Here is an 11731-nt window from a genome sequence, read left to right as displayed (position 1 = left end):
GGCCTCAAGTCCGGCGTCGGGGCTTGAGCTCGACGGTAAAGGTGGGCAGGAGGAACTGCGTGATCGGTCCGATGCCCACGGCATAGAGCGCGGTGCCGATGCCGAAGACGCCGCCGAGCAGCCAGCCCACGATGACGACGCTGACTTCGATGAGGGTGCGCACCAGTCGGATCGATCTGCCGGTGACCCGCGACAGCCCCGTCATGAGGCCGTCGCGGGGGCCGGGGCCGAACTGCGATCCGATGTACATCGCCGAGGCGACTCCGTTGAGGATGATGCCGCCGAGGAGGAGCCCGATGTTCCAGCCCAGCTCCTCGGGCTGGGGCAGGAACAGTCGGGTGAGGTCGAGGGACGGCCCGATGAGGAGCGCATTGAGCACCGTCCCGAGCCCGGGCTGCTGCTTGAGCGGGATCCAGATGAGCAGGACGAGGAACGAAGTGATCGTGACGATGGTCCCGAATGTCAGCGGCAGGTGCTTGATGATGCCTGAGTGGAGGACGTCCCAAGGCATCATGCCCAGCCCAGACGTCACGATCAGGGCCATCGACGCACCGTAGAGGTAGAGGCCGAAGAGTAGCTGCGGCAGTCGGCGGGGGAGTCGGCCGCTCTTGAGCTGCTGGATGGGACCGATATTCGCGAGTTCGCGCTTCGGCACTGGTGTCGATGACATCGTAGGTCTTTCCGGTTCGATCTGGCTGATACCACCATCATGTCCCGAACTGGCCTTGTAAAAAAGATCCAATTGGAAGAAAGTGGTCATATCACCATCGACACGGTGGATGAGTCGTCGACACAGCGAGGCTGCCATGAGCACACCAGTGATGAGCGGAACCCGGTTGGCAGGCATCATCGGCACCGGTCCGTGGCCCGGGCCGGCCTACGATTCGCTGACGGCTGGGATCTCCCGCGCCATCGGCGATGGCCGCATCCCGGTCGGAGCCAGGCTGCCCAGTGAACGGGAGGTCGCCGCCGCGACCGGTCTGTCTCGGACGACGACCACCCGTGCCTTCGCGAAGCTGCGCGAACAGGGATTCGTCCTCACCCGGCGCGGTTCCGGAAGCGTGGTCCGGCTGCCGGACGTGCCCGGCGGGCGCATCGATCATCTCCTGACCCCGGCGGGTGCGAACGAGGCGGAGATCGATCTCACCTGCACCGCCTCGGTGGCGCCGCCCTGGCTGTTGGGAGCCTATGAACGTGCGGTCACACAGGTCCACGCCTATCTGCCCGGGACCGGCTACTACCCCTCGGGGCTGCCCGTGCTCAAGGAGCTGATCGCTGAGAGATACACGGCCCGCGGCGTCCGCACCGATCCCGATCAGATCCTCATCACGTCGGGAGCCTTCGGAGCCGTGTCCATCGCCGTGCGCGCACTCAACGAGGGCCGAGGCCGGGTGCTCATCGAAAGCCCGACCTATCCGAATGCGATCGCGACCTTGGAAGGTGCCGGTGCCTCCCTGATTCCCTACCCTCTCGAGCTGGGAGCCCAGGGACATCACTGGGACATCGACGCCATGGATCACATCGCACGCCAGACGCGTGTGCGATCGGCCTATCTCATCCCCGACTTCCACAACCCCACCGGAGCACTCCTGCCCGAGGAGCAGCGACCCGAACTCGGAGCCATGCTCAGGCGCAATGCCATGGTGCCCATCTTCGACGAGTCCCTGGTCGAACTCGGCCTCGACGGTGATCCCACACCGACGCCGATGGCGGCCTTCGTGCCCGATTCGATCACGGCCGGCAGCACCAGCAAGATCTTCTGGGGCGGCCTGCGCGTCGGGTGGATGCGCATCCCTGCCCACCGCATCGATTCGATGGCGTCCACGCGTCTCAGCCTCGACCTCGGCGCTCCTGTGCTCGAACAGCTCGTGGCCGTCGAACTCATGCGCGACCACGAGACCATCGTCGGCGAATACCGTGAGAAGCTGCGCGCGGCCAGGGACAGTCTCGCTGCTCAGGTGCGCGCCTATCTTCCAACGTGGCAGGTCATCGTGCCCAGCGGCGGAATGGCGCTGTGGTGTCGACTGCCCGAGGACCGCTCGGGTGCCCTTGCCATCGCCGCGCGCGAACACGGACTCGGGCTGGTCGCCGGACCCAATTTCGCCCCGGCCGGGGGACTGGACCGGTGGATCCGTCTGCCCTACACAGTCTCCGAGACGCAGCTGGACGAGGTCGGCCCTCGCCTGGCCGCTGCGTGGGAGGACGCTCTGACGTACACCGACCGGGTTCCGGCAGGACGGGCGCGGACCGTCGCCTGAGACAGGCTGGCTACCATGAGGATATGGACGAGGATATGGATGCGAACGAGGGACTCAATCACGACGGACAGTATTCGACGGCGATAACGGCGGAGGATTTCAGGATCAACATCGCCGAGGTGAATCGGCGCATCGAGTCAGCTGCCCATCGTGCCGGCCGCGACCCCCACGAGATCGAACTGCTGCCGGTGAGCAAGACAGTCCCGCAGGAGAGGATCCGCGAAGCCGTTGCCGCCGGCTGCCACAAGCTCGGCGAGAACAAGGTTCAGGAGGCCCACCGGAAGTCAGGTGAGATGGCCGACCTGACCATCGATTGGTCGGTGATCGGGCACCTGCAGTCGAACAAGGCTCGTGATGTTGCGACGTTCGCTTCGGAATTCCAGGCCCTCGACAGGCTCAAGGTCGCTGCTGCTCTTGACCGACGGCTGCACGCGGCAGGCCGGCGCCTCGACGTCTATGTCCAGGTCAACACCTCCGCCGAGGAGTCGAAATTCGGGATGCCGCCGGAAGAGCTGCTCGGCTTCCTGCGGGAGCTGCCGCAGTTTCCCGCCCTGAATGTGCAGGGTGTGATGACCCTGGCGGTATTCTCCTCCGACATCGACCGAGTTCGCACCTGCTTCCAGCGTCTGCGCACACTGCGGGATCAGATCCGGGAAACCGACCCCGATCTGATCGGCGCGGGAAAACTGTCGATGGGTATGTCCGGGGACTACGAAGTGGCGATCGAAGAGGGAGCGAACTGCGTCCGCGTGGGCCAGGCCATCTTCGGCAAGCGGGCACTGCCCGACAGCTACTACTGGCCCGAAAAGGGCTGAATCCTCCGACGTGCTCGCATCACTGACCAAACATCAGGTTCTCTGCTACCTCACCGCCATACTCACAGGGGCCCTCCTCGGGCTGGCCCTGCCGGCAGCAGCAACCCTGGCCACCGCTGCGATCACCCCCTGCCTTATCGCACTTCTGTTCGTGACATTCCTAGAAATCCCCTTCGATGCAGTCCGAGATTCATTCACAGACATGAAGTTCCTCGGCGCCGTTGCGCTGGCGAACTTTCTCATCGTTCCGCTCGTCGTCGCCGGCCTCCACATCATGATGCCCCTGGATGAGACCGTCGTCGTACCCGTCCTCATCGTCCTGCTCACCCCCTGCATCGACTACGTCCTGGTTTTCACCAGACTGGCCGGCGGAGCCGATGCAAGTCTGCTCGCACTGACTCCGGTGCTCATGCTCGTCCAGATCATCGCGCTGCCGGTTTATCTGTGGATCATTCTGGGCGAGTCCGCGGCCGCTGCGATCACCCCTGGGCCCTTCGTCACCGCACTGGTCATCTTCATCATCCTGCCGCTGGGCGCGTCCCTCGCCCTCCGCCTCCTGGCGCGCCGATCTGCAGTCGCGGATCACTCCGCCAGGATCGTGTCGACGTCTATGGTCCCGCTGATGATGCTCACCTTGGCCGTGATCGCCGCCGCGCAGGTGCCGCTGGTCGCCCCGCACCTGCCGGAGTTGGGCGGGGCCATCGCGACCTTCGTCGTGTTTGCGATCATCACGACCATCCTCGGCTGGATCCTCGCTCGGCTGCTTCCGGTGACCGTGGGAATGGGGCGAGCGCTCATCTTCACCGGCGTGACACGCAACTCCCTCGTCATGCTTCCGATCGTGCGCGCCATCACCGCCGACGGCATCGGGTCGGCGGCAATCGTCGCGCAGACAATGGTCGAGCTTGTCTTCATGCTCATCCTCGTCCGCGTGGTGCCGCGCATCCTCCCGGAAACTGCTGTGTCCGAAAACCGCTAGTATTGTCTCGGATTCGAAAGCAGAATGGTCATATGCTCACCACAGATCAGTGCTACCAGGCAGTGGCCGGGCGCGACAGACGCTTCGACGGAATGTTCTTCACTGCGGTGTCCTCGACCGGCATCTTCTGTCGCCCGTCCTGCCCGGCGAGGACTCCTCTGCGCAAGAACGTCGACTTCTACCAGACTGCGGCGGCAGCAGCGGAGGCAGGCTTCCGGGCCTGCAAACGGTGCCGACCCGATGCCAGCCCGAATTCGCCGGAATGGGACATTCGGGCCGACGTCACGGGCCGTGCCATGAGACTCATCCAAGACGGCCTCGTCGATCGGTCTGGGATCTCTGGCCTCGCCTCGGCGCTGGGATACAGCCCACGCCAGCTGGGACGGGTGCTGCAATCGGAACTCGGGGTCGGCCCACTCGCCATCGCCCGCACCGAACGCGTGAGGACGGCTCGCACCCTCGTCGAATCGACGAGGCTGTCCATGAGCGAGATCGCCTTCGCCGCCGGATTCTCAAGCATCCGCCAGTTCAACGACACCTTCCGCGCCGTCTATTCGTCGAGCCCGAGAGATCTGCGCAGCGGTGCCGGAGAACCGCACGGCGGAGAGAGCATCGTCGTCCGCCTCGCGTACCGCCCACCTCTCGATCATGCTCACCTGTTCAGGTACCTGGGCGTGCGTGCGATCGAGGGTGTCGAGGACGTCAGCGAAGACCGCTACAGCCGTTCGCTGCGCTTGGCACATGGACCGGCAGTGCTGACGCTGACGCCGGGATCCGGAGACTTCATCGAATGTCACCTCCGGTTGGCAGACACCCGCGACCTCGGAAGCGCGGTGGCCAGGGCCAGACGAATCCTCGACCTCGACGCCGATCCCGGCGCAGTGCGTGCGACCCTGACGGACGCGGGACTCTCCGAACTCAGCGACACCTGCCCGGGAATCCGCTCCCCGGGCACCGGCGACCCGGTCGAGCTCGCCATTCGCACCGTCCTGGGGCAGCAGATCTCAGTCGCAGCCGCACAGACCCATCTGAATCGCCTGGTGACCGCCTTCGGACAGGACCTTCCTGAAGACCTGAGGGTCGGCTCCGTCGACCGAGTGTTCCCCACGGCAGCGGCAATCGCAGAGATCCCTGATGAGCATTGGTCGCTGCCGGGGCGCAGGATCGACACGCTCCGGACGTTGAGCACCCAGCTGGCAGAGGGGTCGATCGACCTCGGTCCTGGCTGCGATCGCACCGAGGTCGACGAGCGCCTGCTCGCCGTACCCGGAATCGGACCGTGGAGTCTCGGCTACATTCGGATGCGTGCACTCGGCGACCCCGATGTCCTTCTCGGCTCGGACCTCGGCGTCAAGAAGGCCATGAGCGAACTCCACAGTTCGGTCACCGATAAGACCGACTGGGCCCAGCGACTGGACCGATGCCGACCCTGGAGATCCTATGTCACACACCTGCTGTGGGCCCATCACTCACGGCCAGAGCCACAGACCCCTACAGCACAACGAATCAGAAGCGGAGAAAGCAATGACGATGACAATGACACAGCCCACCGTGGACACGGTGCGATATACGATCATCGACTCGACGCTGGGACGAATCCTGCTCACCTCGGATGGTGACCATCTCACCGGGCTGTACCTGGATGACTTCGACCGGATCCTGCAGAGACTGGGGAAGACGAGCGGGGCCAAACCGATCGGCGACGACGAACTCGGACTGTTCGCGGCGGCGGGGGATCAGCTCGCCGAGTACCTCGCAGGCACCCGCACCGCCTTCGACCTCCCGCTGGCTCCGACGGGCACAGAATTCCAACGCGACGTCTGGCAGGCGCTGACGACGATTCCCTACGGCACAACCGCAGGATACGGAGAGCTCGCCGCGTGGATCGACAGACCGACAGCGGCACGTGCAGTGGGTGCGGCCAATGGCCGTAACCCGATCAGCATCATCGTCCCCTGTCACCGTGTGATCGGAGCCAACGGTGCGTTGACAGGCTATGCCTGGGGCGAAGAGAAGAAACGGAGACTTCTCGATCTCGAGGCCGGCCACTGACACAGGCAGGATGCCGACTCAGCGAGACAGATCGGGGCAGCGGCACTTCTCTGAGTCCAGAAACGAAGAAGGACCCGATCTCATCGTGCTGAGACCGAGTCCTTCGTGCGGTGGAGGTAAGGGGATTCGAACCCCTGACCTTCTCCATGCCATGGAGACGCGCTACCAACTGCGCCATACCCCCGCTTGCTGGATCAATATTACTCAGGTGGGCGCAAGACGACAAATCGGCGGACAGTGACGCTGACCACACCCGGTTAGGTGTTTCACTGTTGGAGCCGGATAGGCGGCAATGGCAGGGACCGGGCAGACCCCGGACCCTGCCATGTGTGTCATCAGATCATCGGCCGCACATGGTAGAGGTACCTCGCAACTTCGCGTTCGCGCTGCTCAGTGACCCACTGATCCCGAGCGAGCCTGCGAAACTGTGCATCGCGACGATCCTGTGCGACCTGCTTGCGGTGCTTGGAGGGGACAGCTGGACGGCGGGCCCACTGGATCAGCTTGAGCCCGGCGCTCAGTGCCATACGCCGTGGATATGTGAATGGAAATGCCGTCGACAAAACGATTCCTTAATGGTTTCGGGCAGGGGAAATGCCCAAATGGCGGTTAGACGAAATGTTCGAAATCAGTGAGCTGCGAAAGAACTCAATGAGTCGAATGAAAGCGACTTCTGGGAAATGAATTCACTGATCGTCGTCCGCAGAATCGATTGAGACTCGATGAGGATCAGTCGAAGCGACGGCAGCTGCTGGAGAGCAGGATCAATCGGATGAGTGGTTTCAATGCCCAAAGGGTCGGTGATGTTCGTGAACGAACGCACCTGATGAACGACCGTGTCCCGCGCGAGTACAGCTCATGCCTCGACGCTGCGTGCGAGCGCCAACGGTGGCGTCAGGGCGGCATCGCCTGGGCGATATTGCGGGGGTGGCATACCGGTGTTCAATTGACCGGTGGAGAAAGACGAAAGATACGGCTGGAGTCAGCCGGCGAGCCCTTGTCCGCCAATCAAGCAGGCAGTGTTCCCGGTCCAGCGGTGCTGGAGGTTCGGAAATGCGATAGGTTTCAGCATAGTTCTGCGCTCCCTTCTTGGTCGTGGATCTCGTTTGAGCGGCGTCAGCGCTCAAGATGGTTTGCTGCAATTGTGAGGTTTGTGCGAATCCGTAATTGCACTATTGAATTTATCACAGGTGAAGAACTCTGTGTGACTTCTGTTCATTCTTTCTGAACTTTATTGTCACTAATGACTGCCATGCCTTTTCAGGCCAGCCATCGCTCCGAGGAACTGCGTCGATCACATTTCCAGCGCGGCCCTGCGGCGAGGTCGAAGAATGCCGACGTGCCGACGTAGAATCTTCTCAGACTCGCGACTCTCTGGGAGAAGATAATGTCACAGGCAGCTGCCACCACTCGACGACTGGTCGTCGGATACATCGCTACCGACCGTGGACGCGACGCCATCGCTCTGGCCATCTCACTTGCGCGCTCCGCCGGGATCGAACTCGTCGTGACGATTGTGCGTCCGGAGGCATCGACCTTCACCGCCGGCAATTCCATTCCGCAGGACGGCAGCGGAATCGTCTCACAGCAGCTCGAGGATTGGCTCGACGAAGCATTGGCCCTTGTGCCTGACGATGTCCACGCCCACGGCGTCATCCACACCTCGTCGAATGAGTCCAAGGGTCTGATAGAGGTTGCGGAGAACGAAGGCGCGCTGGGCATCGTCATCGGTGCTCGAGCCACGACGCTGATGCGTTCGCTGCGGATCGGAACGGTCGCGACGGCACTGCTTCATTCCTCCGAGGTCCCTGTCGTCCTGGCACCGTCAGGCAACTCGGACATCGGCCCGGTTTCGAGGATCACAACCCTCTTCGGTGCCCGCCCCGGGGCTGCGGCACTCATCGGTGCGGCGATCCAATCAGCAGCCGTCCTCGATGTCGACCTGCGTCTGCTGTCCCTGATCGAAAACGATGGTCTCGGCGAGGACGACACCGTCGAGATCCGGGAATTCGCAGAGGAGTACGGGGGAGCGGTGCTGGCCGGCCGGGCAGCCGAGATGTTCGAATCGGGCCGAGCCGTCGTCAAATCACAGGCCGGTGCGGACATCGAAGAGGCCGCCGCCAACGTCGACTTCCAGCCGGGGGAGATCGCATTCATCGGTTCCAGTCGACTGGGCCGAGGTGGTCGGGTCTTCATCGGTGCCCGGGCCAGGCGACTGTTGCGCGTGCTGCCGGTCCCCGTCGTCGTTGTGCCCCGTCGGGCGCTGAGCACCGTCTCGACTCAGTGAGGGGCTCAGCTCCCCAGCGCATCGATTGCACTGTCGACGGCCATCCGACCGCGGCGTGGCTGCACTCGTCCGGCGCGAACGCACCGACTGTCGCCCGCCCTGTGCTCATGGTCCACGGCTTCCGCGGCGACCACCACGGGATGGACCTCATCGCTGGAGCAATCCGAGACCGCGATGTCATCGTCGGTGACCTGCCCGGATTCGGTCTCACACCACCGCTGCCGTCAGGTCTGAGTCTCGATAGCTACTGCGATCATCTCGCCGGTCTCGTCGCAGAGGTGACTCGCCGCTGGCAGGTTGCGCCGATCGTCCTCGGCCATTCGTTCGGATCGATTCTGGTCGCGCATATGGCCGCCCGCCGACCGTCCACGGCTGCTGAGCTCATCCTCATCAACCCGATCACCACGCCGGCACTCGAGGGCTCAGCCAAGGTCCTGACCGCGCTGACTCGCTTCTACTACAGCCTCGGCGCGCGTCTGCCGGAAACGATCGGCCATCAGCTTCTGGCCAACCCGGTGATCGTGCGACTGATGAGCGAGGTTATGGCCACGAGCAGAGACCGCGGACTGCGCCGCTATATCCATGACCAGCATGCCCGGCACTTCTCCACCTTCAGCGACCGGACCTCGCTGGCAGCGGCCTTCGACGTCTCGGTGGCACACACCGTCACCGAGGTGGCCGGGCAGTTGAGAATGCCGACGCTCGTCATCGCCGGAGACAAGGATGCCATCGCACCGATGGCCGCGACTCGCGCGTTCGCGGCGGGGCTGGCTGATGCGCAGTTCATCGAACTGCCCGGTGTGGGGCACCTGGTGCACTATGAGCGGCCCGATGAAGCCGCCTCGGCGATCATGGTCTTCTGTCAGGACCGGGACTGAATCAAACGAGGCGGGCGCGTCGTCAACGACGGCCGCCGAAGAATGCAGAAGGGCCGATGCGAATCAACGCATCGGCCCTTCTGTCGGTGACGAGGGGGTGTCAGGCCTTACGGTCGAGGGCCCAGTGATAGACGATGGGAATGAGGAACGCGAAGCAGGAGGCGAGCAGACCGGCCCAGAACAGCCAGAACTCGGTACCCGCGGCGCCGTAGAATCCGGCACCGAACAGGTAGAGACCGAACACGAAGAGGGCAAACGAGACGATGAAGACGATGACGTCAGCAAACGATGCTGAGTTCCGAGTTCTCTTCGTGGTGGCGATGTTGGACATGTTCTCCTCCGACGGTCATTGGGGTGCAGACTGACACACTGCGCTCAAGTCTACACTCAGTAGAGAAGAATCCGGGTCCGGTCGATGCCCGAGTCGAGACGGGCGCCGGTCAATCGCGTTCGGCGCTCTTCTCCGGTACCAGCCATCCCAGCAGCGCGGAGACGATGGAGACGATGACGGCGGCGAAGATGGCCGAGAAGAAGAATCTGTCGATGGTGAACTCGAACGGGGTGAAGCCGGACAGCCAGCTGGTCAGAGTCAAGATGATCGCATTGATGACGATTGAGAACAGCCCCAGTGTCAGACACGTGATCGGTGCGGACACGAAGCTGAGGATCGGTTTGATGAACGCGTTCGCCAATCCGAAGATCAGCCCGATCACCAAGTAGGAGATGATCATGGCAGGGATCGGTCCGGTCTGCTCTTCGACAACGCTGTTTCCTGCGATGGCGACGCCAGGCAGTATCCAGGCCGCAACCCAGATCGCACATGCGTTCACGACTACTCGAAAGAGGAAGTTCATGCACACATCGTCCCATTCTCGTCTGCATTCTTTCTGAGTCACGGATGGGAATGAGGTCCGTACAGGACCCCGATTCCCTGGTGTTCGCGGGTGGGGCTGCCGACTGCGAGCCAACAATGGTGAGCAAGCTCAAACGGCCAAGTCAGGGTTCACCCTCGTCCGCGGCCTCCAACACCGGTAGCCTGGAAGAAGCGCCGAAGAGGCGCCGACAGTGACAGCAGAGTGCATCTACCGAGTGATTTGATCCAGGTCACCACGGCGGCACGGATCCCCATCGACCTGATGGGGGAGAAACTGGATTGGTATGCCCAGCAACGAAACTCGCACCCGGCCAGACGAAATCGCAGCACCGAAGCTGTTGACCGTCGTGGGCCGCAGCTACTTCCCGATCGCCTTCGTGGCCCGCCTGCCCTATGCCATGGTGGTCATCGGGGTTCTCACCCTCGTCGTCGCCGGCCGAGACTCGCTGAGCCTCGGCGGAATCAACTCGGCCATGGTGGGCCTGGGAACGGCGATCTTCGGCTCCTTCATCGGTGCCGCAGCCGATCGCTGGGGCCAACGACCCGTGCTGCTGACCGTGGGCCTGCTCAACAGCATAGCCCTGATCTTCATGGCCTGGGTCGTCTTCAGCCCCCTGCCCGACGCCGTAGTGCTCATCGCGGCCTTCGCCATTGGTGCCACAGCTCCGCAGGTGGCCCCGATGTCCCGTTCTCGCCTCGTCGAGATCATCATGACCCGACTCGCCGGCCCCCGGCAGCAGAAGACCCTCAACGGCACCATGGCCTACGAATCCGCCGCCGACGAATTCGTGTTCGTCTTCGGTCCCTTCATCGTCGGTCTCCTCGCCACGACCCTCCACCCGGTCGCTCCGATCATCGGCGCAGTGATCATGACCGTGGTCTTCGTGACCGCATTCGCCCTCCACCCCACAGGCAGGGCCCAACACGGGCACACCTCGACACAGCCACGCTCCCAGGCACCGGCCAAGGAGCTGTTCACATTCGGGGTCTTCGTCGTCGTCCTCGGTGTCTTCGGCATCGGGCTCGTCTTCGGGTCGACGCTGACGGCACTGACCTCGCTGACGAATGATCTCGGCCGACCCGAGGAAGCCGGCATCATCTACGGCATCATGGGCATCGGCTCCGCCATCCTGGCCATCACCGTCGCACTGTTCTCGCCGCGCTATGCCCTGTGGGCCAGACTGCTGTCCTTCGCACCGCTGATGCTCATCGGTGCAGTGATCATGGCGTCGTCGACCTCGATGGTCACCGTGGTCATCGCGCTCCTGCTGATGGGCTGTGCTGTCGGACCGACCTTGGTGACTCTGTTCAGTCTCGCTGCCGAACGCAGCCCGCTGGGTCGTTCGGCCACCGTCATGTCGATGGCAGGATCGGCGATCATCGTCGGCCAGTCGGTGGCATCGGCAGTCAACGGCATCCTCGCCGAGGAGGCCGGAACTTCGGCGGCGATGGCAGTCCCGATGGCGGCTTCCGCACTCGTTCTCGTGGCCGGCCTGCTCAACCTCATCGTCGGTGAGAATGCCCGAAAAAGAGACCTGGTTCACTCATGATTTCCGTCTGCTGGGACGTCGCGTCCCAGCATTGAGAT

The 11731-nt window shown here is 63.3% G+C and carries 12 protein-coding genes and 1 tRNA gene; 8 read left to right on the top strand and 5 right to left on the bottom strand.

What is annotated here, in order from left to right:
• Positions 1-4 precede the first annotated feature (4 nt).
• Positions 5-670 (bottom strand): membrane protein YczE, encoded by a 666-nt coding sequence (yczE, locus tag BLT92_RS20150; RefSeq protein WP_092108554.1) that lies wholly within the window; start codon positions 668-670, stop codon positions 5-7.
• Positions 671-806: 136 nt separating this feature from the next.
• Here yczE and yczR point away from each other — a divergent pair, with 136 nt between their 5' ends.
• Genes yczR through BLT92_RS20125 form a run of 5 tightly spaced genes read left to right on the top strand, consistent with a single transcriptional unit; the run spans position 807 to position 6104 of the window.
• On the top strand, positions 807-2258 hold the full coding sequence (yczR, locus tag BLT92_RS20145; protein ID WP_231938938.1) for a MocR-like transcription factor YczR: 1452 nt from the start codon (positions 807-809) through the stop codon (positions 2256-2258).
• A 23-nt stretch (positions 2259-2281) separates the two neighbouring features.
• On the top strand, positions 2282-3073 hold the full coding sequence (locus tag BLT92_RS20140) for a YggS family pyridoxal phosphate-dependent enzyme (protein WP_092108552.1): 792 nt from the start codon (positions 2282-2284) through the stop codon (positions 3071-3073).
• A gap of 10 nt (positions 3074-3083) precedes the next feature.
• Entirely contained in the window at positions 3084-4052 is a 969-nt protein-coding gene (locus tag BLT92_RS20135) for an arsenic resistance protein (RefSeq protein WP_092108550.1), read from the top strand.
• A gap of 32 nt (positions 4053-4084) precedes the next feature.
• A complete protein-coding gene (locus tag BLT92_RS20130) occupies positions 4085-5671 on the top strand; it encodes a DNA-3-methyladenine glycosylase 2 family protein (RefSeq protein WP_092108548.1) in 1587 nt (528 codons plus the stop codon).
• Positions 5589-6104 carry a methylated-DNA--[protein]-cysteine S-methyltransferase gene (locus BLT92_RS20125; RefSeq protein WP_092108546.1) on the top strand — a complete coding sequence of 172 codons (516 nt, stop codon included), beginning with the start codon at positions 5589-5591 and terminating at the stop codon, positions 6102-6104. The genes BLT92_RS20130 and BLT92_RS20125 overlap by 83 nt, the downstream gene beginning before the upstream one ends.
• A gap of 111 nt (positions 6105-6215) precedes the next feature.
• Here BLT92_RS20125 and BLT92_RS20120 read toward each other — a convergent pair.
• Positions 6216-6288: transfer RNA gene (locus tag BLT92_RS20120), tRNA-Ala, on the bottom strand.
• Between the two features lie 151 nt (positions 6289-6439).
• A complete protein-coding gene (locus tag BLT92_RS20115; protein WP_092108544.1) occupies positions 6440-6631 on the bottom strand; it encodes a hypothetical protein in 192 nt (63 codons plus the stop codon).
• Between the two features lie 860 nt (positions 6632-7491).
• Between BLT92_RS20115 and BLT92_RS20105 the strand changes: the two genes are divergently transcribed.
• A complete protein-coding gene (locus BLT92_RS20105; RefSeq protein WP_092108540.1) occupies positions 7492-8391 on the top strand; it encodes a universal stress protein in 900 nt (299 codons plus the stop codon).
• Entirely contained in the window at positions 8388-9269 is an 882-nt protein-coding gene (locus tag BLT92_RS20100) for an alpha/beta fold hydrolase (protein WP_092108538.1), read from the top strand. The genes BLT92_RS20105 and BLT92_RS20100 overlap by 4 nt, the downstream gene beginning before the upstream one ends.
• Positions 9270-9369: 100 nt before the next feature.
• Here BLT92_RS20100 and BLT92_RS20095 read toward each other — a convergent pair whose 3' ends face one another.
• The gene (locus tag BLT92_RS20095; protein WP_092108536.1) at positions 9370-9600 is read right to left on the bottom strand and encodes a hypothetical protein; all 231 of its coding nucleotides are present in this window, start codon (positions 9598-9600) and stop codon (positions 9370-9372) included.
• A gap of 109 nt (positions 9601-9709) precedes the next feature.
• Complete coding sequence (locus tag BLT92_RS20090; protein WP_092108534.1) at positions 9710-10123, bottom strand: phage holin family protein; 414 nt, start codon at positions 10121-10123, stop codon at positions 9710-9712.
• Between the two features lie 304 nt (positions 10124-10427).
• Here BLT92_RS20090 and BLT92_RS20085 point away from each other — a divergent pair, with 304 nt between their 5' ends.
• The gene (locus BLT92_RS20085; protein WP_092108532.1) at positions 10428-11693 is read left to right on the top strand and encodes an MFS transporter; all 1266 of its coding nucleotides are present in this window, start codon (positions 10428-10430) and stop codon (positions 11691-11693) included.
• Positions 11694-11731: the final 38 nt, after the last annotated feature.

The organism is Brevibacterium picturae, from assembly GCF_900105045.1.
In the GTDB taxonomy this organism is placed as follows: Bacteria; Actinomycetota; Actinomycetes; order Actinomycetales; family Brevibacteriaceae; genus Brevibacterium; species Brevibacterium picturae.
The sequence above is the reverse complement of the archived record's forward strand: the minus strand, read 5'-3'. Positions and strand labels throughout refer to the sequence as shown.